Origin of the sequence: Microvirga tunisiensis (assembly GCF_009296175.1) — a bacterium.
Taxonomy (GTDB): Bacteria; Pseudomonadota; Alphaproteobacteria; order Rhizobiales; family Beijerinckiaceae; genus Microvirga; species Microvirga tunisiensis.
The window spans coordinates 1-21,913 of the sequence record NZ_VOSK01000033.1; the positions used below are offsets into that span (position 1 = coordinate 1).

The 21,913-nt window shown below is 63.9% G+C and carries 16 protein-coding genes and 1 pseudogene; 9 read left to right on the forward strand and 8 right to left on the reverse strand.

Annotated features, from left to right (window positions below; genetic code table 11):
• Window positions 1–121 precede the first annotated feature (121 nt).
• The 5 genes and pseudogenes from FS320_RS11545 to FS320_RS11565 form a co-directional block, all read right to left on the reverse strand.
• Window positions 122–820: pseudogene (locus FS320_RS11545) on the reverse strand (putative FMN-dependent luciferase-like monooxygenase); the annotation flags it as partial.
• A 27-nt stretch (window positions 821–847) separates the two neighbouring features.
• Window positions 848–2,512: a dipeptide ABC transporter ATP-binding protein gene (locus FS320_RS11550; protein ID WP_152711603.1), complete on the reverse strand. Its 1,665-nt coding sequence runs from the start codon at window positions 2,510–2,512 to the stop codon at window positions 848–850.
• Window positions 2,509–3,420, reverse strand: coding sequence for an ABC transporter permease (locus FS320_RS11555; RefSeq protein ID WP_152711604.1), 912 nt, complete (start codon window positions 3,418–3,420; stop codon window positions 2,509–2,511). Before FS320_RS11555 ends, FS320_RS11550 begins: the two co-directional genes overlap by 4 nt.
• Window positions 3,417–4,361 carry an ABC transporter permease gene (locus tag FS320_RS11560; RefSeq protein WP_152711605.1) on the reverse strand — a complete coding sequence of 315 codons (945 nt, stop codon included), beginning with the start codon at window positions 4,359–4,361 and terminating at the stop codon, window positions 3,417–3,419. The genes FS320_RS11555 and FS320_RS11560 overlap by 4 nt, the downstream gene beginning before the upstream one ends.
• An 88-nt stretch (window positions 4,362–4,449) precedes the next feature.
• The gene (locus tag FS320_RS11565) at window positions 4,450–6,021 is read right to left on the reverse strand and encodes a TIGR04028 family ABC transporter substrate-binding protein (protein WP_210252205.1); all 1,572 of its coding nucleotides are present in this window, start codon (window positions 6,019–6,021) and stop codon (window positions 4,450–4,452) included.
• A 435-nt stretch (window positions 6,022–6,456) separates the two neighbouring features.
• Between FS320_RS11565 and FS320_RS11570 the strand changes: the two genes are divergently transcribed.
• On the forward strand, window positions 6,457–7,245 hold the full coding sequence (locus tag FS320_RS11570) for a class I SAM-dependent methyltransferase (RefSeq protein WP_152711607.1): 789 nt from the start codon (window positions 6,457–6,459) through the stop codon (window positions 7,243–7,245).
• Window positions 7,246–7,422: 177 nt separating this feature from the next.
• Here FS320_RS11570 and FS320_RS11575 read toward each other — a convergent pair whose 3' ends face one another.
• Complete coding sequence (locus FS320_RS11575) at window positions 7,423–8,160, reverse strand: FCD domain-containing protein (protein WP_152711608.1); 738 nt, start codon at window positions 8,158–8,160, stop codon at window positions 7,423–7,425.
• Window positions 8,161–8,531: 371 nt separating this feature from the next.
• Between FS320_RS11575 and aldA the strand changes: the two genes are divergently transcribed.
• The 8 genes from aldA to FS320_RS11615 all read left to right on the forward strand — a co-directional run bounded on the left by aldA (window position 8,532) and on the right by FS320_RS11615 (window position 19,611).
• Window positions 8,532–10,004, forward strand: coding sequence for an aldehyde dehydrogenase (gene aldA / locus FS320_RS11580; protein ID WP_152711610.1), 1,473 nt, complete (start codon window positions 8,532–8,534; stop codon window positions 10,002–10,004).
• Between the two features lie 76 nt (window positions 10,005–10,080).
• Window positions 10,081–11,058, forward strand: coding sequence for an ABC transporter substrate-binding protein (locus FS320_RS11585; RefSeq protein ID WP_152711612.1), 978 nt, complete (start codon window positions 10,081–10,083; stop codon window positions 11,056–11,058).
• Window positions 11,059–11,132: 74 nt separating this feature from the next.
• The gene (locus tag FS320_RS11590) at window positions 11,133–12,662 is read left to right on the forward strand and encodes a sugar ABC transporter ATP-binding protein (RefSeq protein WP_152711665.1); all 1,530 of its coding nucleotides are present in this window, start codon (window positions 11,133–11,135) and stop codon (window positions 12,660–12,662) included.
• Entirely contained in the window at window positions 12,655–13,656 is a 1,002-nt protein-coding gene (locus FS320_RS11595) for an ABC transporter permease (protein ID WP_152711614.1), read from the forward strand. The genes FS320_RS11590 and FS320_RS11595 overlap by 8 nt, the downstream gene beginning before the upstream one ends.
• Window positions 13,657–13,664: 8 nt before the next feature.
• A complete protein-coding gene (locus tag FS320_RS11600; RefSeq protein WP_152711615.1) occupies window positions 13,665–14,642 on the forward strand; it encodes an ABC transporter permease in 978 nt (325 codons plus the stop codon).
• A 40-nt stretch (window positions 14,643–14,682) separates the two neighbouring features.
• Window positions 14,683–15,771, forward strand: coding sequence for a mandelate racemase/muconate lactonizing enzyme family protein (locus FS320_RS11605; RefSeq protein ID WP_152711617.1), 1,089 nt, complete (start codon window positions 14,683–14,685; stop codon window positions 15,769–15,771).
• Between the two features lie 41 nt (window positions 15,772–15,812).
• Window positions 15,813–17,501 carry a GMC family oxidoreductase gene (locus FS320_RS11610; protein WP_152711619.1) on the forward strand — a complete coding sequence of 563 codons (1,689 nt, stop codon included), beginning with the start codon at window positions 15,813–15,815 and terminating at the stop codon, window positions 17,499–17,501.
• 499 nt (window positions 17,502–18,000) lie between these two features.
• Window positions 18,001–19,611, forward strand: a complete 1,611-nt coding sequence (locus tag FS320_RS11615) for an amidohydrolase (RefSeq protein WP_152711621.1) — start codon at window positions 18,001–18,003, stop codon at window positions 19,609–19,611.
• Between the two features lie 434 nt (window positions 19,612–20,045).
• Here the strand turns inward: FS320_RS11615 and FS320_RS11620 are convergent, their stop codons facing one another.
• Window positions 20,046–20,945, reverse strand: coding sequence for a carbohydrate ABC transporter permease (locus FS320_RS11620; RefSeq protein ID WP_152711623.1), 900 nt, complete (start codon window positions 20,943–20,945; stop codon window positions 20,046–20,048).
• A complete protein-coding gene (locus FS320_RS11625) occupies window positions 20,942–21,829 on the reverse strand; it encodes a carbohydrate ABC transporter permease (protein WP_420846727.1) in 888 nt (295 codons plus the stop codon). The genes FS320_RS11620 and FS320_RS11625 overlap by 4 nt, the downstream gene beginning before the upstream one ends.
• Window positions 21,830–21,913 lie beyond the last annotated feature (84 nt).

The following is a 21,913-nucleotide window of genomic DNA, read 5'->3' on the forward strand; positions in this document are numbered from 1 at the left end:
GATCAGCTCATTGCGTGTTGTCATGCTCACCTGCCTCATCATCGCCCCCGCAGCTCGCCAGAGCTCGGGAGCAAATCAGATGAGGCAACGATCCAAAATCAGGGAGCAATTCAGGCGATGCAATGCGACGCGAGGCGACGATCCGCGGCTCCCGGCCCTTGGGCAGCGCCTCGAGATAGGCATCGATGATGGGATGCTGAATGTCCGGGAGAGAGGCTCGAGGCGCGTCCTTGGGCCGGGGTTGGGTGCGCGAGAGCATGAGGCCGTCGCCGGCCTTTCCGGCGCGGATTCCTCCTCCGACGGAGAAGGTCGCCTGCCAGACGCGATCGTTCAGGCCCGGTGCAGCCGGATAGATCGAATCGCCTCCCTCGAGAGGCCGACCGTCCCAGGCGTCCCGCACGATGGCGAGATTTCGATCGTAGATCTCCGAGCGGTTGGTGCTGTCGAGGCCGAATGCCGTGAAGGACGACGGCGTGCCGCCGGTTCCGACGCCGACCTCGAGACGACCACCGGACAGGAGGTCGAGCACCACCGCGTCTTCCGCCACCCGAATGGGGTTTTCGAGCGGCAGGGTGATGATCCCCGTGCCGAGGCGAATCTTCGAGGTCCGCGCCGCCACGTGGGACAGGAAGACGAGCGGAGAAGGGAGACCGCCTTCCGCCTCATGAAAGTGGTGCTGGGCGACCCAGGCCGAGTCGAACCCGTGCCGCTCCGCATGACCGATTTGCTCGGCGGCCAACCGGTAGCGCTCGCCTGCACTGGCCTGATCCAGAAGGCGGGTGAAGAACCCGAGGCGTTGTCGGTGCGAGGAATTTGTCATCGGTTTGCTCCGCTTGATCTTCTGGGATCAGGATTGGTTGGCATTGCGCTGTCCTGGGATCGCGCTGATGAGTTCGCGCGTGTAGGCGCTGCCCGGGCGCAGGAACACATCCTCGACGCGGCCGCTGTCGACCTGGCGGCCGTTGTGCAGGACCGAGACTGTGTCCGAGATCTGACGGACCACTGCGAGATCGTGGGAAATGAAGAGATATGTCAGTCCAAGGGCCTGCTGCAGTTCCTCGAGCAGTTCCAGGATCTGCGCCTGCACCGTGACGTCGAGCGCCGACACGGCCTCGTCCAGCACCAGGACCTGCGGATCGAGCACGAGCGCGCGGGCAATCGCGACGCGCTGCCGCTGCCCTCCAGAGAGGGCGCGAGGCTTGCGGGTCAGAATCGATTGCGGAAGACCGACCCGCTCGAGAATGGCATGGACCTTCCTCGCCCGATCCTCCCGCGGCACGGGATCGAAATTCAGAAGTGGCTCCTCGACGATCTGGAAGATGGTCTGCCGCGGATCGAGCGAGGCGAACGGGTTCTGGTAGACGAGTTGGATCGTCTTGCGGAACCGGCGGAGGTTTTCCCCGCGCAGGGTCGTCACATCGACACCGTCGACGAGGATGCGCCCTGAAGTGGGCCTTTGGAAGCCGACGATGCCGCGTGCGGTCGTCGTCTTGCCCGAGCCGGACTCGCCCACGATGGCGTGGGTCGTTCCCCTTTGGACGGTGAAGGAAACGTCGTCCACCGCTCGGAAGGCCTCCCGGCGGCCGTGGACCGAGAAATCCTGCACGAGGTTCTCGACGACGATGGCGTCATCGCTCCCACTGACGCGCGGGGACCTGGCCCGGGGGGTGGAGCGGATCTTGCCGAGGGAGGGAGCATCGGCCAGAAGCTTGCGCGTATACTCGCTGCGTGGAGAGCCCAGGACCTCCGAGGTCGGCCCCTGCTCCTGAATACGTCCCCCTTTGAGCACGACGATATGGTTGGCGCGATCGGCCGCGACCCCCAGGTCGTGGGTCACCAACAGAACCGCCGTGCCGTCTTCGCGGCGCAGCTCATCGATCAGGTCGAGGATGCGCTTCTGCACCGTCACATCGAGCGCGCTGGTGGGTTCGTCGGCGATGATCAGGGCCGGGCGCAGGGCAATCGCGATGGCGATCAGGACGCGCTGACGCATGCCGCCCGAGAGCTCGTGCGGATATTGCCTGGCGCGCAGCTCAGGCTGCGAGAGGCCGACGCGCGCCAGCAGCTCGACGACGCGCGCGTCGATTTCCGTCCTGCTGCCTTGCCGGTGGATCTGAAGCACTTCGGCGACCTGCGCGCCGATGGTCTTGACCGGGTTGAGCGAACTCGTCGGGTCCTGCGGGATCAGGCTGATCTTCCTGCCGCGAATGGTATCGAGCTGCCTCTGCGACCAGCCCGCGATATCGGTGCCGTTGAGCCGGACCGTCCCGGCCTCCAATCGGCCGTTCTCCGCGAGAAGTCCGATCACCGCCTGCGCCGTGGTGGTCTTTCCGGAGCCCGACTCGCCGACGAGCGCCACGACTTCGCCCGGACGCACCAGCAGCGAAACGTCGTGGACGACCCGATGAAACCCGTCGCTGCCGCGATAACCGACGGCGAGATTGCCGATCTCGAGAACCGGTGTGGTCGGGGCATCCGTGGACGCAGGCCTGATATTGAGCGCGGCGGTCATGCCTTGGCCTTTCCGAAGGACTGGCTGATGCGGTTCGCCGATAGGACGACGAGAATGACGACGATTCCGGGGACGGTCGTCAGCCACCAGGCCCGCGCGATGTAGTTCCGGCCCTCGGCGATCAGCAGGCCCCATTCCGGCGTCGGCGGCGGCGCGCCGTAGCCGAGGAAGCCCAGCGTGGAGATGGTCAGGATGGCCCAGCCGAGTTGCAGGGCTGCGAACGCGATCACCGACGTCAGGGAGTTCGGCAGGATATGGCGCAGCAGAACGCGGCTGAACGTCCCGCCGCTCCCGAAGGCCGCCTCGACGTAATCGCTGGCCCGGACCCTCACCACCTCGGAACGGGCAAGCCGCGCGAAGCTGGCGATCGATGTGACACCGACCGCGATGGCGGCGTTCACGATGCCGAACCCGAGGAGGATGACAATGCTGAGCGACAGAAGAAGCTGCGGGATCGACAGCAGCACGTCGACGCCGCGCATGATGGCGCCGTCGATCCTGCCTCGCGCCGATCCGGCGACGATGCCGAGCGTCGTGCCCACCACGAGGCCGACGCCGACGGCCACGAAGCCTCCGGAGAGCGAATTGCCCGCGCCATAGATGATGCGGGCCAGAAGATCACGTCCCAGCGCATCGGTGCCGAGCCAATGCTCGGCGCTTGGTGCGCGAAGCTGCTGGCGCGCAACCCCGGCGGTGGCGCTGTAGCCCGTGAACCATTGCGGGAACAGCGCCCAGAGCACGACGATGGCCATGACGATCCAGGCCAGCACCAGACCCGGCTGGATGCTCCTGATGCTCTTCAGCCAACGCACGCCCGATGAAACCCGCGTTGATCCCGGAGAGGCACTTTTGAGGATATCCGCATCGTCGCGCAGCAGACTGCGTCCGATCGCGTTCAGGCCGGTCATGCGACAGCTCCTTGTCTCACTCTGAGGCGTGGGTCGAAGACGGGGTAGAGCAGGTCCACCGTCAGATTGATGAGCACGAAGGCCGCCGCCGAGAACACGACGATCGCCTGCAGGACCGCGATGTCCTGATCGCCGACGGAGCGCTGCGTCAGCCCGCCGATGCCGTTGAGGCCGAACACCGCTTCCGTGACGACCGCGCCCGCCAGAAGCTCCCCGAACAGGATGCCGCCGATGGTCAGGGTCGGCAGCACGGCGTTCTTTGCCACGTGCCGCCACAGAACCCAGCAATGGGAGGCTCCCTTGGCGCGGGCAACCGCAACGAAGGGCTCCATCAGGACGTCGTCGATATTGCGCATCAGGATCTGGGCCAGCGGCGCCGAGATCGGAACGGCCAATGTCACGACGGGAAGGATCAGGGCCTCCCACGGTCCCGGATTGATCACAGGAATGAGCTTGAGCTGGAACGAGAACACCTGGATCAGCAGGATTCCCAGCCAGAACACGGGCGTCGAGATGAAGAGCGCCGGAATCGACTGGATAAAGGAGCGCAGCCACGCGAAGGGAGACAGCGCCGAGAGAGCGGCGAGCGTTAGCGCGAGGATGAGCGACAGCAGAAAGCCGAGCGTCGCGAGCCACAGGGTCGGAGGCAGGTTGGCGAGAAGCAGATCACCGACGGGAACGCCCGCGTGAATCGAATAGCCGAAATGACCGGTGAGGAAATTCACGACGGTATTGAAATACTGCACCCAAAGCGGGCTGTCGGCCGCATAGGATGCGCGGATATCCGCGATCTGCTCCGGGCCGAGGCCGAGTTCGGGATTGAGGAACTTGATGAGGATGGCATCGCCCGGCAGGGCCTGCAGCAGGACGAATGAAACGGTGAACGCGGCCCAGAGCACGAGGGCCGCCTGCCCGATCCTTCCAATCACGTATCGCGACATGAGAGATCCTGTCTGGAAATCGATGGGATCGATGAATGGCGGGCCGGATGTCGTTCATCTGCGACACCCGGCCGACCTAGAGGGTTTTTCAGCGGCGCGGCGCCAGCCAGGTGTCGTAGAAGCTGGGACGACCGACTGCCTCGAAGGACACGCCCTTCACGTAAGGAGCGGCCGCAAAGGCCTGCGGCTCCTCGAAGATCGGAATGGCGTAGGCCTGATCGACCACGTAGTTCTGAACGTCGCCTGCGACCGCGAGGCGCTTGGCGCGATCCGGCTCGGAGGCGAGCTGATCCAGGAGCGCGTTCAGCTTCTCGTCGACGAAGGACTGGACCTTGTCGCTGTTTCCGCCCTTCTGCAGCAGGACATTGCGATTGGTCGGATAGTACTGGCTCTTGATCACATCCGGATCGGCGCGGCCCACCATGGCCGGCGAGACGGGCGCCTTGGCGGGATCGAGATTGTTCACGACGGCGCTGCCCGAGTCGGCCGTGAGGACGTTCAGCTTCACGCCGATCTTCTCCCATTGCTGGGCGACCAGCTGCAGCGTCTCCTTGTTCTGCGGCTGCGGCAGGGATTCGTAGGCCGACAGCTCGAATGGCTTGCCGTCCTTCTGACGCTGGCCGTTCGCGCCGACCTTCCAGCCTGCCTCATCGAGCAGCGCCTTGGCCTTCTCGATGTCGTAGGAAAGCTTCTGTGAGAGGTCGACATAGCCGAGCGCCGTCTTGGCGATGATCGAGCTCGCCTTCGGGTAATTGTCCGAGAACAGGGTCGAGACGATCTCGTCCGTGTTGGTGGCGTGCAGCAGCGCACGACGGACCCGGACATCGGCCACGATCGGGTTGTCGGGACGGAAGACGACGCTGTTGTTCACGCCCCGGGTCGAGGGCGCGTAGATCAGGTATCCCTCATCCTCGACCTGCTTCTCGTCATAGGCCTGGATCTGGCGAATGATGTCGGCCTGCCCGGCCAACAGGCCGCCGATGCGCACGCTGTCTTCCGGCGTGACGATGTACTTGATCTCGTCGAGATAGGCGCGGCCCTGGTGCTCGAGTTTGGCCGGACCCCAATTGTAGTCGGGGCGCGCTTTCAGCGTGAGCTCGCGTCCGAGCGTTTCGCTGGCGACGACGAACGGGCCCGAGCCGATGATCTTCGTGGCATCGCCCAGGGCCTCATAGGGCAGCGCGAGGGTCTTCAGGGACACGAGGTCGGATCCGATCACGGACGTGCCCTGCAGGAAGCCGGGCGACGGCTTCTTGAACGTGAACTTCACCGTCTGCGGATCGATGACCTCGCTGCGGTCGTAATTGTTGATGACCTCCGAGATCGGCAGCTTCAGCTCCTTGTTGCCGCGCCCGAACGTGTCGTAGTTTTTGGCCACGGCGGCGGCATCGAGCGGCGTTCCATCGGAGAACGTCACGCCCTTGCGGATCTTGAACGTGTATTCCGTCGCGTCGGCGTTCACCGTCCACGACTCGGCGATCCAGGGCTCGATCTCAAGCGTCTTGGGGTTCTGATAGGTCAGCTTGTCGGTGATCTGGTTGAGGATCCCGCCGTTCGGATAGAAGCCGCCCGCCGGCGGGTAGAGGTTGGTGTGGGGCTGCTGCTCGAGATAGACCAGCGCGCCGCCCTTCACGGGAGCGCCGTCGGATCCGGCAGCCATCGCGCCACTGCCCCATAGCGCGGTGCCCGCCAGGAACGTGGCTCCAACCAAGGCCGCAAGGCCGACTTTGCTAGTGAGGCGAGATTTGAGTGTCACGATACATCCCCTGCACGGCTGGTCATTAGGCCGAACGATGAACGGATTATCGCGGCGGAACGTCCGAAAAAGCAATTGGAACGTTCTTTTTTTAGAACAACCCGAACGAGCAAAATCTTCTCTTTTCGGGCCGAATGAGAGATGTTTGTTCTGTTTTCCTGCGGATCGGCTCGAGACGGAGGGAAGCCCTCGCCCGTCCTCCTCACCCAACGCACCGATTTGTTCTTTATACAGAACATGCGCGAACGATTGGCACGCTGCGGCTTTCGGGTTCTGGAAACACGAGCAAGGTGGTACTCTCAGGCCGGTGGACCGACGGGCTATGGCAGGACGTCACCAATGGTCGAACAGAAAATTCGCTTCGATGACGGCGCCGCCTACGAGCAGATGATGGGGATCTGGAGCCGGTTTGCCGGCGAGATCTTCCTCGATTGGCTGGCGCCGCCGTCGGGGTGGCGATGGATCGACGTCGGATGCGGCAGCGGGGCCTTCACCGAACTGCTGGTCGAGCGGTGCGCCCCGGTGGAGGTCCTGGGGATCGATCCGTCCGAAGGGCAGTTGGCCTTTGCACGCTCTCGACCCGCGTCTCGCGCGGCGGAGTTCCGCCAGGGCGACGCCATGGCACTTCCCTTCCCCGCCGACAGGTTCGACGCAGCCGTGATGGCGTTGGTCCTTGTCTTCGTCCCCGAACCGGCCAAAGGCCTCGCGGAAATGGTTCGGGTGGTGAGGCCGGGCGGCACGGTCGCGGCCTACATGTGGGACATGCTGGGCGGCGGCTTTCCACTGGATCCGATCCTCGTCGAGATGCGCGCGATGGACCTTGCGCCCCCGCGCCCGCCGCAATTGGATGCGTCACGACGGGAAGTGATGCACGACCTGTGGACCGGCGCCGGTCTCGAGGCCGTGGACACGCGCGAGATCACCGTGCGTCGGACCTTCGCGGATTTCGACGACTTCTGGATGACCAGCCTGAAGTCCCCTTCGATGCGGGCTGCAATCGCCACGATGACGGCGGAAGACGTCGAGACACTCAAGAGCCGGGTGCGCGCGCGTCTGCCCGCAGATGCCGACGGACGCATCGCCTACGGGGCACGCGCGCATGCGGTGAAGGGACACGTGCCGGGGTAACGTCGTCCGCGCGGGGCAAGAGTCAGGAAATGGTTGGTGAAATGCGGATGCGATCGTCAGGGATTGCCGGCGAGCACTGCGCGTGTCTCTGACGGGGCGGTCCTGTGACAGGAAGATCGTGCGGGCCGACATCTCCCTTGATGCAAGCCCAGCACCCGATCGCCTCACAGGCGCGTCCTACCTGTCGGTTGGAAACGTCGAACGGACGAACTCCCAGGCGGCGTCGAGGTGGCGCCGCATCGATTCCTCGGCATTGTCGGGATCGCGCGCCACGATCGCATCGAAGATCGCCACATGTCCCGCATGGTTCATCTGGTCGATCCCTGCCCCGCGCTTCATCGAGCGCCAGTGTTGGGTGAGCCATTCCACATAGGCTTTGTGAATGGCCGGATAGATCGGGTTTCCCGGGACACGATAGAGGATCGCGTGGAAGGCCGCATCCGTCTCGTCGAACCGGAGCGGATCGCCGATCGCCTCGCGATTGTTGTCGAGGGCCGCGCGAAGTTCTTCGAGATCGGCGCGTCGCGCATGTTTGGCGGTCCAGCGCGCGAGCGAGCCTTCGATGAAGATTCGCGTTTCGAACAGGTTCCAGACGCCTTCGCGATCGACCATGAGATGCCCGACCAGATTTCCGACCTTGTCGACGGCGATTTCGTAATCGGCCTTACGCACGATCGGTCGGTGACCGAGGCGCGTTTCGATCAAACCACGATTGGCCAGAGAAACGATGGCCTCACGCACGGCGGTCCGGCTCACGCCGTAGCGCTGCATCAGCTCACGCTCGGCCGGCAGGCGCACGCCTTCCTGCAGGTCCCCTGTTTGGATCATGCGCGCGAGTTCGAGTGCAACGACATCCGACCGACGCCCTGACGTCCCTGCTGTTCCGTGGCCATCCAGCTTTTCGCTCAGGTCCATGGTCACCTCTTCGTCGTTCGAGATCGAAAACCTGTCCGGAACGAGCCACAGCCGATCTTCAAGCCCCTGAGAGATACCATATGGTCGGACCAAAATCCATCAGCCCGCACCTCATGTGGTCAAGATCCTCCGGATTTGACCACAAAACACGGCACATTGACGCTTGGAGGCTGAAAATGATGACACTTGACAGCCCTCGACTGTCCGACCATCCTGATTTCGGTCGAACCAAATAGACCGATAAACGGTGTTTGGTTCGAGATGCTCAGCTTGGGCAAACAGGGAGAGAGACTGGTGACGCCATTTCAAAGCACTCCGCTGTCGAACTCCGATCCGCAGCCTCCCCGTCGGGGATCTTGCGAGGGCCTCCTATGACCAGTTCGCTTCAGGCTACGCGCGCTGAGGACGTGACGCACTATCAGATGTACATCGACGGGGCCTGGACGGACGGACGTTCCTCCGGGCGGTCGGACGTCGAGAATCCCGCAAACGAGGTCGTCTTTGCGACCGTCCCGGCCGGAACGGCGGAGGACGCGACGGCTGCCCTGGAGGCAGCGCGACGCGCGCAGCCCGCATGGGCGGCCCTGCCGCCGATTGTCCGTGCCGGCTACGTCAACGATCTCGCCGCGGCCGTGAAGCGGGAGAAGGCGCGTCTCGCCCGGATTGTCGTGCTGGAGCAGGGCAAGCCCTTGAACCAGGCCGAAGGCGAGATCGACGCCGTCATCACGTTTCTGACCTTCGCGGCCGAGAGTGCGCGGCGCATCGAGGGCGATATTCTCCCGTCCGATTTCCAGAACGAGGAAGTCTGGATCCGCCGTGTTCCGTTCGGCGTGGTGGTCGGCCTCACGGCCTGGAACTATCCGGCAGCCCTGGCGGCGCGCAAGATCGGCCCGGCCCTCGTTGCCGGCAACGCGATGGTCGTCAAGGGTCATGAATCCACACCATTGTCGGCTCTCGAGATCGCCCGCCTTGCCCATGAGGTCGGCATCCCGAAGGGCGTTCTCAATGTGATCACGGGCGATGGCCGCACGGTCGGCGACACGCTCGTACGATCCCCCTTGAGCGACATGATCACGATGACGGGCAGCGTCCGCGCCGGACGGGAGATCTACGCCGCGAGCGCGCAGGAACTGAAGGTCGTGCGCCTCGAACTCGGCGGCAAGGCGCCGTTCATCGTTCTCGAGGATGCGGACATCGAGGCGGCGGTGGACGCCGCGATCGTTTCGCGTTTCACCAATTGCGGGCAGATCTGCACCTGCAACGAGCGCATGTATCTGCATCGGAACATCGCGGAGCCGTTCCTCGACAAGTTCGTGTCCCGGGTGAAGCAGATGCGTCTCGCCGACCCCATGACCAATCCCGACATGGGACCGAAGGTGAACCGCCCCGAGGTCGACAAGGTCGAGGAGATCGTGAACGACGCCATCGCGGCGGGCGCCGAGGTTCTCGCGGGCGGGCACCGCCTGACGGAAGGCGACTTTTCCCGCGGCCATTGGTTCGAGCCCACGGTTCTGCGCGTCGACGCCAACGACGCCTTGGTCATGCAGCGCGAGATCTTCGGTCCTGTCGCACCGGTCATGACGGTCGACAGCTTCGAGCAGGCGCTGAGCTTCGCCAACGATACCAGCTACGGCCTGTCGGCCTATGTCTACACCAACGATCTTCGCCGGGTGATGCGGCTCTCGCGGGAGCTCGCCTTCGGCGAACTCTATGTCAACCGTCCCTGCGGCGAGCTCGTTCAAGGTTTCCACACGGGCTGGAAGCACTCTGGCCTTGGTGGAGAGGACGGCAAGTACGGTTTCGACGGATACCTGCGGAAGCAGACGACCTACGTCCGCTGGTGACGACCTGCAGCCACGAGAGCTGCGGCAAGACATAAAGAACCCCGAAAACGGGGCGAAACCTTCATGGAGGAAGATAATGCTGAGAAGGACTTTCCTTGCACTCGCGACGGGCGTCGCTGCCATCGGTCTTGGACTTGGCGGCGCGTCCGCGCAGGACCTGCCCAAGCTGAAGCAAAAAGAGAAGTACAAGGTCGGCTTCGCGCAGACCGAGTCGAACAATCCGTGGCGCATCGCGCAGACGGAAAGCATGAAGGCCGAGGCCGCCAAGCTCGGTCACCAGCTGGTTTACACGGATGCTGCCGGCTCCGCCGCCAAGCAGGTGGCCGACGTCAACTCGATGATCGCGCAGGGCGTCGACCTGATCTTCCTCGCTCCGCGCGAGGAGAAGCCCCTGATTCCCGCCGTCATGGCGGCCAAGAAGGCCGGCATTCCGGTGGTGCTTCTCGACCGCAATGTGGACCAGAGCCTCGCCAAGGCCGGTCGGGATTATGTGACATTCATCGGGTCGGACTTCGTGGATGAGGGCAAGCGCGCCGGCGAGGCGCTGACCAAGGCCGTGAACGGGAACGCCAAGATCATCCAGCTCGAGGGCACCACCGGCTCGTCGCCGGCCAATGACCGCCGCAAGGGCTTCGAGGATTACATCAAGGCGCATCCCGGCATGAAGGTCGTCGCGTCCCAGTCGGGCGACTTCGCCCGCGACAAGGGCCGGCAGGTTGCCGAAACGCTGCTGCAGGCCCATCCCGACGCAACGGCCATCTACGCTCACAACGACGAGATGGCAATCGGTGCGATCGCGGCTCTCGAAGCGGCCGGCAAGAAGCCCGGCAAGGACGTGATCGTGGTCTCCGTCGACGGCACCCGCGACGCGCTCCAGGCCATCATCGACGGCAAGATGCTGGCGACCGTCGCGTGCAATCCGAAGTTCGGGCCGAAGGCCTTCGAGACCCTGGCTCGCTATGCCAAAGGCGAGAAGATCGAGCCGTGGGTGATCAACACCGACCGCTTCTTCGACAAGTCGAACGCGACCCAGCTCATCGCCGACGCATACTGAACGCGAGGGCGCTGCCTGTCATGTCGACGGGCAGCGCCCCTCCTCGCTTTGACGAACGGATCGACGGACGTTTCATGGCGCCGCTTCTCACCATGCATGGCATCGACAAGCGCTTCGCCGGAATACCGGCCCTGCGCGCGGCGGAACTCGTGGTGGAGAAGGGCGAAGTCCATGCCCTGATCGGCCAGAACGGCGCCGGCAAGTCGACCATGATCAAGATCCTGACCGGCTATTACAGGAAGGATGCGGGCGAGATCTCGTTCGACGGAAAGCCGGCGGAATTCTCCTCGCCGCAGGACGCGCAGCGCGCGGGCATCAGCACGATCTATCAGGAGATCAACCTGGTGCCCTACCGGTCCGTGACGGAGAACATCTGTCTGGGTCGAGAGAAGCGCCGCTTCGGCCTCCTCGATTGGCCTGCCATGCACGCGGAGGCCCGCGCGCTCCTGGCCCGATTCAACATCGACATCGACGTGCACCGTCCGCTCATGGCCTATCCGACAGCCATCCAGCAGATGGTCGCCATCGCCCGCGCCATCGGGTTCGAGGCCAGGCTCGTCATCATGGACGAGCCCACGTCTTCTCTCGACGAGCGCGAGGTCGAGGTGTTGTTCGGCGTTATCCGCCAGCTCAAGGCGGCGGGCGTCTCCGTCATCTTCGTCAGCCACAAGCTCGACGAGCTTTACGCCGTCTGCGACCGCGTCACCATCATGCGCGACGGGCGCACCGTGCAGGTGGCCCCCCTGGCGGAGCTGTCGCGGCTCGATCTCGTCACCGCCATGCTGGGACGGGAGCTGACCCAGGTTCTGCAGGACGGGCACGATGCCGGCGATCCCGACAGCGAAGCCCGTCAGCCGGTTCTGAAAGTCGCGAACCTCGCTGTCGGTCGCAAGGTTCGCGACGTCAGCTTCGAGGTGCGCCCCGGCGAGATCGTGGGTCTCGCCGGACTTCTCGGCGCGGGCCGGACGGAATCCGTGCGCGCCGTCTTCGGAGCCGACAAGCCGGACGCCGGCACCGTCACCTTCGCCGGGAGCGACAACCGGATTGCGGCCCCCTCGGATGCGATCCGGGCCGGCATGGGTTTCTGCTCGGAGGATCGCAAGCTCGAGGGCATCATTCCCGACATGTCCGTGCGCGAGAACCTGACGCTGGCGCTCATGCCGCAGCTGGCCCGACGCGGCATCGTGGACGAGGGGCGCAGCCAGGAGATCGTCGACCGCTTCATCAAACGCCTCGGCATCCGATGTGCCGGACCCGAACAGCGCATTCGCGAGCTCTCGGGCGGCAACCAGCAGAAGGTGCTGCTTGCCCGCTGGCTCTGCATGAACCCCAAACTGCTCATCCTCGACGAACCCACCCGCGGGATCGATGTCGGCGCCAAGGCCGAGATCCTGAGTCTCATCCGGGAGCTCGCCGGCCAGGGCCTCGGCGTTCTGATGATCTCCTCGGAGCTGGAGGAAGTCGTGGAGGCCGCCAGCCGCATCTTCGTCCTCCGCGACGGTCACACGGCCGCGGAGCTGAAAGGAGATGCGGTGAACGAGCAGAGCGTCATGGCCGCCATGGCCCATGGGCACGAGGATTCACGGGAGGAGGCCCATGGCTGAATCCGCCACCACCCTTCCTCCCGCCCAAAGGGCGCCTCGCTTCGACATCAGGCTCGGGTTGACGCGCTACGGCGCCTGGATCGCTCTCGCGATGCTGATCCTGGTCAATCTCGCCGTCACGCCGAACTTCGCCACCTGGCAGACGCTCAACGTCAACCTCACCCAGGTCTGCACCATCGTGATCGTCGCCGTCGGGATGACCCTCGTCATCGCCACGGGCGGCATCGACCTCTCCGTCGGCGCGCTCATGGCCATCGCCGGAGCGCTGGCGCCGCTGATCTTCCTCGGCAAGCTCTTCCCCCTGCCCCACCCGGCCGTCGGCATTGCGCTGGCGTTCGTGGTGCCCGTTCTCGTCGCGGCGGCGCTGGGCTGGTTCAACGGCTGGCTGGTGACGCGCCTGAGAATTCAGCCGATCATCGCGACCCTCGTGCTTTTCATCGCAGGGCGCGGCATCGCGCAGGTCTTCACCAACGGCAATCTGCAGGTGTTCAACCTGCCGAGCTTCCAGTTCATCGGCCTCGGGCGCGTATTCGGCATCCCCTTCCAGGCGATCCTGATGGTCGTCATCGTCGCCGCCGCGGCCTGGATGCTCAGGCGCACCGTGTTCGGCCGGCAGATCCTGGCCATCGGCGGCAACGAGAAGGCCGCCAGGCTCGCGGGCATTCCCGTGGTCTCGGTGAAGCAGCGGGTCTATCTCATCAGCGGCCTTCTGTCCGGGATCGCGGGTCTCATCGTCATCGCCCGCAACTCCGCCGCGGATGCCAATCTCGTCGGTCTCGGCATGGAGCTCGACGCCATCGCGGCCGTGGCCGTGGGCGGTACGCTTCTCACCGGCGGCCGCGCCACGGTGATCGGCACCTTGGTGGGTGCGCTCATCATCCAGCTCGTTCGCTACACGCTGCTTGCCAACGGCGTGCCGGATGCGGCGGCGCTGGTGGCGAAGGCCGTCATCATCGTGCTGGCCGTCTGGCTGCAGCGGCAGAGCCATCGCTGAGGTCGTCGATGAATCCCACCACGCTCAAACTCTTTCACGGCATCGGACGCTACGGCGTCCTCCTGGCGCTTCTCGCCCTGATCCTGGTCGGCTGGCTGCGCTACGAGAACTTCCTCGGCGCGTTCAACGTGCTCTCGGTCCTGCGCTACAACAGCATGTTCGCGCTGGTCGCGCTCGGGATGTGCTTCGTCATCATCACCGGCGGCATCGATCTCTCGGTGGGTTCGACCGCAGCGCTCGGAAGCGTCGTGGCGGCCCTGCTTTCGCCCTACGGCGTCCTGCCCGGGCTGCTCGGCGGACTGGCCGCGGGACTGGCGGTCGGGGCCTGCAACGCCCTCATCATCACGCGGCTCAACATCCTGCCCTTCATCACCACCCTGGCCACGATGCTGGCGGCGAGCGGCTGCGCGCTGCTGCTGGCGGAGAACCAGTCGGTTTCGGTCTCCTATGAATCAGGCTTCACCGAACTCGGCCAGGGCGACTTCCTCGGCTTTCCCGTTCCGGCCTGGATCGCGCTGGTCGCCTATCTCGTCGGCTCGCTCGTTCTCAACCTGACCTCCTTCGGGCGCACCGTACTGGCGATCGGCGGCAATGAGGATGCGGCGCGCCTCATGGGACTTCCGGCCACCCGGGTGAAGGCGCTCGTCTACCTGGCGAGCGGCGGCCTCGCGGGCCTTGCGGGCGTGATCCTCGCGGCGCAGTTCGGCGCGGGCCAGCCCATCGAAGGCGTCGGCTGGGAGCTCTTCGCCATTGCGGCGGTGGTGGTCGGCGGGACGCTCCTCACGGGCGGTGTCGGCTCGGTCGGCTCGACGCTCGCGGGCGTGCTCCTGCTCGGCCTGATCTTCAACATCCTGAATTTCGAGAACGGCCTCGGCTGGATCAGCCTCTCCGCCTATTGGCAATCCGTCATCCGCGGCGCGTTCCTGCTGCTCGTCGTCGCCATCCAGGCGAGGTTGAGCATGCGCGCCGAAGAGGCGGCCTCCTGAAGGGTCACGCATTCGATCATCGAGCAAGCGAAGGACAGCCATGCCCCGCATCACCTCCATCGAACCCGGCTTCTACCGCATCCCGCTGCCGACCGTTCTGACCGATTCCATGCACGGCGAGATGCGTGCCTTCGAGCTGAACACGGTGCGCATTCGCGATTCCGATGGGGCCGAGGGCGTCGGCTACACCTTCACCGTGGGGCGCAACGGAGCCGCCATCGACACGATCCTGGCGCGTGAGCTCCCCGAGATCATGGACGGCGAAGAGGCCGATGAAATCGAGCGCCTCTGGCACAAAGCCTGGTGGGCGCTCCATTACGGCGGCCGTGGCGGGCCGACGGTCCTGGCGCTCTCCGCCTTCGACATGGCCCTGTGGGACCTCAAGGCCAAGCGCGCCCATCTCCCCCTCTGGAAGGCGCTCGGCGGCTTCGAGGCCAAGGTGCCCTGCTATGCCGGCGGCATCGATCTCGATCTGCCCCTCGACAAGCTGCTGCGCCAGACGGACGACAATCTCGGCAAGGGCTTCCGCGCCATCAAGATGAAGGTCGGCCGCGCCAACCTGTTCGAGGATGTGGAGCGGGTGAAGGCGATGCGCGAGCATCTCGGCGCCGGCTTCCCGCTGATGGCGGACGCCAACATGAAGTGGAGCGTCGACGGCGCGATCCGCGCCGCGCGGGCCCTGCAGCCCTTCGACCTCACCTGGCTCGAGGAGCCGACCATTCCCGACGATCCCGCAGGCCACGCCCGCATCGTGCGCGAGGGCGGGCTGCCGATCGCCGCGGGCGAAAACCTGCGGACGCTCTGGGAGTTCAAGCTCTACGTGGCCGGCGGCGGCGTGACCTATCCCGAGCCCGACGTCACCAATTGCGGCGGCGTCACGCCCTTCATGAAAATCGCCCATCTGGCGGAGGCCTTCAATCTTCCGGTCACCAGCCACGGCGCGCACGACGTGACCGTCCATCTGCTGGCAGCCTGTCCCAACCGCTCCTACCTCGAAGCCCACGGCTTCGGGCTCGAGCGCTACATCGCCGAACCGCTCAAGATCCAGGATGGGTTCGCTCTGGCGCCGGATCGTCCCGGCCACGGCATCGCCTTCGATTGGAAGGGTCTCGATACGATCAGGGCCTGAGACACCGAACATCATCGGCCGATAGCGAAGCAGGTGCATCCATGAAAGAGCGTTTCGACCATATCATCGTCGGCGGCGGCTCCTCCGGTTCCGTCGCGGCCGCGCGACTTGTCAACGAAGGCAGGCGCGTCCTGTTGCTCGAGGGCGGCTATTCCCATCGCCATCCGCTCCTGGACATGCCGCCCGGCATCTTCAAGATGATCAACGGCAGCAAATACATGCGGTATCATCACACGATTCCGCAGGAACATCTGGACGGCCGCGTGCATGACATCCCTCAGGCCAACGTTCTCGGCGGCGGCTCATCGGTCAACGCGCAGGTCTACATGCGCGGCCGCCCGTCGGACTACGACGAATGGCACGAGATGCTGCGTGGGGAGAACGACTATCCGGGCTGGGGCTGGTCCGACGTGCTGCCCCACTTCCGCACCATGGAGGGCAACAACAGGCTCTACAATGAGTTGCACGGCGCCGACGGTCCGCTGCTGGTATCGGACCCCGGCCACATCAACGACATGTCACGATGGTTCGTGCAGGCCATCCAGGCCCTTGGAGAACCGTTCAACCCTGACTTCAACGGATCGAAGCAGCGGGGTGTCGGCTTCTACCAGTTCATGAACCGGCGCGGCCGCCGGAGCAGCGCGGCCTATGCCTTCCTGGCGCCGCTCGCAGACAACCCGAACCTCGTCATCCGCCTGCAGTCGCGGGTGCGCAAGATCGAGATCGAGAACGGCCGCGCGATCGGCGTCACCTATCGTGACGCGAAAGGCATCGACCACCGGGTTTATGCGGATGGCGAGGTGATCGTTGCGTCCGGAGCCCTTGTCACGCCGCAGCTTCTCATGCTGTCGGGCATCGGCCCGGCCGGTCAGTTGCGAGAGCACGGAATCCCCTGCATCGCCGATCTGCCGGGCATCGGAGAGAATCTGGTCGATCACCCGGAGGTGCCCCTCATCGCGAAAGCCAACGGTCCCTATGGATATTACAAGCAGGGCATCGGATGGCGGATGCTCCTCAACGGCCTTCATTTCCGGCTGTTTCGCTCAGGGCCGATCCTCTCGGCCGGCGTCGAAGCCGGGGCTTTCGTCAATCCCAGGGATCCGGATGCGGAGCCCACGATCCAAGCCTTCTGCGTGCCGATCATCTATCTCGACCGGGACACGCTCGGGCTGGTCGACGACACCTACGGACTGACGATCACGACGGTCGTGGTGAAGCCGAAATCCCGCGGCTTCGTTCGGCTGCGCTCGGCCGATCCGGAAGACATGCCCCTGGTCTCGCCCAATCTCCTGAAACATCCGGACGATGCCCAGGCGATGATCGACGGACAGCGCTTCTTCATTCGCGCGTTCGAGACCAGTCCATTGGCGGAACGGATCGAGCGCGTCTCGATCCCCGATCCGAACGATCTCAGCGACGAGGCGATCATGAAGCATTGCCGGCGTTTCGTGAAGACGAACTACCATCCCAGCGGAACCTGCCGGATGGGCACGGCGAGCGATCCCATGGCCGTTCTCGATTCCAGGCTCCGCGTGCGCGGCATCGAGAATCTGCGGGTGTGCGATCTGTCGGCCATGCCCAACATCAATGCGGGCAACACGAATGCGCCCGCGATGATGCTCGGAAGCCGTTGCGCGGAACTCATCACGGGCCGGCCGACCATCAGCACGTCCCAATTCGGCCCTCGCCTGTCCGAGCAGGGAGACATGAGCGTTGCCACGCTGAGTTGATCAGGGCAACCGAACCGGCGTGTCCTTTACCACCGACGTGTCATGGTCGAGCCGCGGCAGCCGAACTCGAACCACGAAGGTATTCGACGCGTGCTTGAGATTGGCAAACCCGATCGCGTCTCGGTCGATCGGTCGGCACCGTCATCGCGGGAGTTCGTCCCGATGAAGATCCCACTTGGAGCGAACCAGGAAATCCCCTCCCTTTTCTGAACGTTCGGTATTCTCTGCCTGAGCAGACAGTCGGCCTGCGTCCGGGATGTGCCGGAAGCCGCCCTTCCAATTCAAGTTGCAACCTCGCCATCGGCCGCTTGGCACCTCTGATGCGTTGGGCAAAACGCGTCGTGATCTCGCGACGTCAGAAAAAGTTCCAGCAACAGCCATGTAATTATCCGATGACTGATCTGCATTCCACGCCGAAGCCTAAAGACTCGCGTTCTGATCGGATGTTGTTTGCGCCGCCTGATTTGCCGGCGCCGATCGGAAGACCCGGGAGGATCTCATGAAGCATGGTCTATTGCCCAGCCTTGTACTCACCGCTCTGCTCACGACCGCCGCACCTGTCCTTGCACAGACCGCCCAACAGGATGCCGCATTGGTCGAGCGCATCGCGGAACTGAAGAAGCGCGCCGTCGAGGGCGTTGAGGCCCGCGCCAAGCTCGCCCAGGAGATGAACGACTCAATCTTCAGCTTCGGCGAGCTCGCGTTTCAGGAATTCGAGACCTCCAAGTACATCACGGACATTCTCGAGAAGAACGGCTTCTCGGTCCAGCGCAACGTCGCGGGACTGCCGACAGGGTGGGTTGCCAAGTGGGGGTCCGGAGGTCCGGTGATCGCCCTCGGCAGCGACATCGACTGTATACCGAAGGCATCGCAGAAGCCAGGCGTGGCTTACCGTGAGCCCATGATCGAAGGGGCGCCGGGACATGGGGAGGGGCACAATTCCGGTCAAGCCCTCAATGTCGTCGCGGCACTCGCACTCAAGGAGATCATGGAGCGGGACAAGATCCCCGGCACGATCATGCTCTGGCCCGGCGTCGCTGAGGAGCTTCTCGGAGGCAAGGCATACATGGTGCGTGATGGCGTGTTCAACGGGGTTGACGCGGTTCTCTTCACCCATGTCGGCAACAATCTTGAGACCACCTGGGGCCAGCCCAGGGGCACGGGCATGGTCTCCGTCGAGTACACCTTCAGCGGCGAGTCGGCGCATTCCGCCGCAGCCCCATGGCGGGGACGCAGCGCGCTCGACGGGGTCGAGCTCATGAACATCGCCTGGAACATGCGCCGCGAGCATTTGCGGCCGGAGCAGCGTTCTCACTACGTGATCCCGGACGGGGGCGATCAGCCCAACGTCGTGCCGTCGGTCGCCAGTGTCTGGTACTTCATCCGCGAGCTGGATTTCGGGAACATCCGCAAGAACTTCGAGACCGCCAACACCATCTCGGAGGCCGCTGCCAAAATGACGGACACCACTGTCACCCGAAAGGTCATCGGCACGGCGGCGCCGCGCCACTTCAACAAGCCGATTGCGGAGGCCGCATACGCCAACATCCAGCAGGTCGGGCTTCCTAAGTGGACGGAGGATGAGCATGCCTTCGCCAAGGCGGTGCAGCGCACGGTCAAGGACAAGGAGGAAGGGCTCGCAACCGAATTGAAGAAACTCGAGCAGCCGCTCGAGAAGCCCGAGAGCGGCGGCTCGGACGACATCGGCGACATCTCCTGGACGGTCCCGACGATCACGTTGAACTATCCGTCCAACATCCCGAACCTGCCGGGCCACCACTGGTCGAACGCCATGTCGATGGCGACACCTATCGCACACAAGGGAATCGTTGCAGGATCGAAAGTGATCGCGATGACAGCCATCGACCTGCTTTCGAAGCCGGAACTGCTGGTGCAGGCCAAGCAGTACTTCGCCAACGAGCAGCAGAAGAACCAGAAGTACACTCCGATGCTCTCGGCCGAGGACAAGCCCCAGATCCAGATCAACGCCGACATCATGGCGACCTACCGACCCGAGATGAAGAAGTACTATTACGACCCGTCGAAGTACGCGACGTATCTGGACCAGTTGGGCATCAAGTTCCCTGTTCTGGAGAAGCCCAAGAACTGAAACTCGCAACCGCGCCGAGTCCCCTTCACGAGGAGCAATGATGCAACGGACGGCGGTCTCCGGAGACCGCCGTCACGACCTGGCCGAGATATATCAAGACCGAAGAGGGCCCCGTCGCACGATAGAGCTCTTCTTCAACAGCCGAGACGGGCTGCAGCAGCAACACACCGTCCAACTTGAACAATGAAGGTCGGCTTCGGGTCGGACTCCGACGCTCCCCTGCCCTTCACGAACGTCTGCTTGAGCCAGGCGAGCGGACCGAAGCCTGACTCTCGGGTCGTGCCGGGAGGAGACGTTGCTCGCAGGTCCGAGTGTCCCGACGGCGGTGACCAAAGCAACGAGTGATGACAGGAGAGGTCCAAATCCTGGCTTTCGTGATCGCCCGTCAATACGCGTAGCGATCGCCGCTTTTGAGGCTGCTCGTTTGTCGTCAGCTATTCCTTCACCGCACCGGTCATTGAAGACACGTAATAGTCGACGAAGAACGAGTAGAGCAGCACGACCGGCAGCGACCCCAGAAGTGCACCCGCCATGAGCGCCCCCCATTCGTAGACGTCGCCGCGCACGAGCTCGGTCAGCATCCCCACGGGCACGGTCTTGTTCTCGGAAGACTGAATGAAGGTGAGCGCATAGATGAATTCGTTCCAGGAGAGGGTAAAGGCGAAAATGCCAGCCGAGATGAGGCCCGGCACCGCGAGCGGCAGCATGATCCTCGTCAGGATCTGCCAGCGTGACGCTCCATCGACGAGAGCGCATTCCTCCAGCTCGTATGGAATGGAACGGAAATAGCCCATCAGCAGCCAGGTGCAGAAAGGGATGAGGAACGTCGGATAGGTGAAGATCAAGGCGAGCTTCGAGTCGTAGATCCCGAATTTGAAGATCATCACCGCCAGTGGAATGAAGAGGATCGAGGGCGGCACCAGATAGGCCAGAAAGATCCCCAGGCCCGTCCAACGGGAGCCGGGAAAGCGGATGCGCTCGATGGCATAGGCCGCAAACACCGATGCGGCGAGCGAAAGGAAAGTCGACCCTACCGCCACCACCATCGTGTTGACGAGCCAGCCGGGATAGGACGTTTCGAACAGAAGGTAACGAATGTTCTCCAGTGTCGGGCTGGAGGGCCAGAACGGGTTGTAATCGCGAAAATTGTTGAGCTCCGCATTGGGCTTCAGGGCCGTGATCGTCATCCAGTAGAAGGGAAACAGGAGGACGAACACGAAGACCGCCAACGGCAGATACACCGTGAGCAATCTCTGCGGTGTGCGGTTGAGATAGCTCATGCCGACGCTGTCGTCGGTGACGGCAGGATCGACGGGTCTGGCACCAGAGGTCATGCGTCGGCTCCTCCCTGCTGCCAGCGGCGGCGCTGCAGCCCGAAATAGCTGAAGAGAATGGCAGCGAGAAGGAAGGGCACCATCGCGACGGCAATCGCCGCGCCCTCGCCCAGCTGGCCGCCAGGAATGGCCCTTTGGAAACTCAAAGTCGCCATGAGGTGTGTCGCGTTGAGAGGCCCGCCTCGTGTCAGCACGTAGATGAGCTGGAAATCCGTGAAGGTGAACAAGACGGAGAAGGTCATCACCACGGCGATCAAGGGCGAGAGCATGGGCAGCGTGATATAGCGGAACCGCTGCCAGGAGGTAGCGCCATCGAGAGTCGCTGCTTCATGGAGTGACGGCGAGATCGTCTGAAGGCCGGCCAGCAGCGTGATCGCGACGAAGGGAATCCCGCGCCACACATTTGTGAGGATCACGGTTGCGCGGGCATTGTTCGGGTTACCGAGGAAGTTGATGGGCGAATCGATCAATCCGAGCTTCATGAGCCCCCAGGAGATGATCGAGAACTGGGCGTCGTAGATCCACCAGAAGGCGATTGCCGAAAGCACGGTCGGCACCACCCAGGGCAGGAGAACGATGGCGCGGATGATGGCCTTGAAGGGCAGATGTTCATTGAGGAGTAGGGCCAGCCAGAGACCCAGCATGAATTTCAGGATCGAGGCCACCACCGTGTACAGAATCGTGTTGAAGACCGAGAGCCAGAAGATGCTGTCGTCCCAGAGGAGCTGGTAGTTCTCCAGCCCGACGAAAACGCCGGCGCGGCCAATGCGCGTGTCGGTGAAACCGAGCCAGACGCCAAGCCCGAGCGGATAGGACAGGAAGACCAGAAGAAATATGGCCGCCGGCAGCATGAAAAGCAGGCCGAGAAAGAGCTTGCTCTGCATCAGGGGCGTGCGTGCGGTCGCAGCCGTCGCGCCGGCGCGGGTAAGGGCGGCATCGACCATGGAGCACCTCCGGGATCGTCAACA

Excerpts from the sequence above, each read along its gene's own strand:
- aldA (WP_152711610.1), top strand. The coding sequence starts at position 8,532 with ATGACCAGTTCGCTTCAGGCTACGCGCGCTGAGGACGTGACGCACTAT.
- FS320_RS11550 (WP_152711603.1), bottom strand. The coding sequence starts at position 2,512 with ATGACCGCCGCGCTCAATATCAGGCCTGCGTCCACGGATGCCCCGACC.
- FS320_RS11560 (WP_152711605.1), bottom strand. The coding sequence starts at position 4,361 with ATGTCGCGATACGTGATTGGAAGGATCGGGCAGGCGGCCCTCGTGCTC.
- FS320_RS11615 (WP_152711621.1), top strand. The coding sequence starts at position 18,001 with ATGAAGCATGGTCTATTGCCCAGCCTTGTACTCACCGCTCTGCTCACG.
- FS320_RS11575 (WP_152711608.1), bottom strand. The coding sequence starts at position 8,160 with ATGGACCTGAGCGAAAAGCTGGATGGCCACGGAACAGCAGGGACGTCA.
- FS320_RS11595 (WP_152711614.1), top strand. The coding sequence starts at position 12,655 with ATGGCTGAATCCGCCACCACCCTTCCTCCCGCCCAAAGGGCGCCTCGC.
- FS320_RS11605 (WP_152711617.1), top strand. The coding sequence starts at position 14,683 with ATGCCCCGCATCACCTCCATCGAACCCGGCTTCTACCGCATCCCGCTG.
- FS320_RS11565 (WP_210252205.1), bottom strand. The coding sequence starts at position 6,021 with ATGGCTGCCGGATCCGACGGCGCTCCCGTGAAGGGCGGCGCGCTGGTC.
- FS320_RS11610 (WP_152711619.1), top strand. The coding sequence starts at position 15,813 with ATGAAAGAGCGTTTCGACCATATCATCGTCGGCGGCGGCTCCTCCGGT.
- FS320_RS11600 (WP_152711615.1), top strand. The coding sequence starts at position 13,665 with ATGAATCCCACCACGCTCAAACTCTTTCACGGCATCGGACGCTACGGC.
- FS320_RS11590 (WP_152711665.1), top strand. The coding sequence starts at position 11,133 with ATGGCGCCGCTTCTCACCATGCATGGCATCGACAAGCGCTTCGCCGGA.
- FS320_RS11625 (WP_420846727.1), bottom strand. The coding sequence starts at position 21,829 with ATGCAGAGCAAGCTCTTTCTCGGCCTGCTTTTCATGCTGCCGGCGGCC.
- FS320_RS11570 (WP_152711607.1), top strand. The coding sequence starts at position 6,457 with ATGGTCGAACAGAAAATTCGCTTCGATGACGGCGCCGCCTACGAGCAG.
- FS320_RS11555 (WP_152711604.1), bottom strand. The coding sequence starts at position 3,420 with ATGACCGGCCTGAACGCGATCGGACGCAGTCTGCTGCGCGACGATGCG.
- FS320_RS11620 (WP_152711623.1), bottom strand. The coding sequence starts at position 20,945 with ATGACCTCTGGTGCCAGACCCGTCGATCCTGCCGTCACCGACGACAGC.
- FS320_RS11585 (WP_152711612.1), top strand. The coding sequence starts at position 10,081 with ATGCTGAGAAGGACTTTCCTTGCACTCGCGACGGGCGTCGCTGCCATC.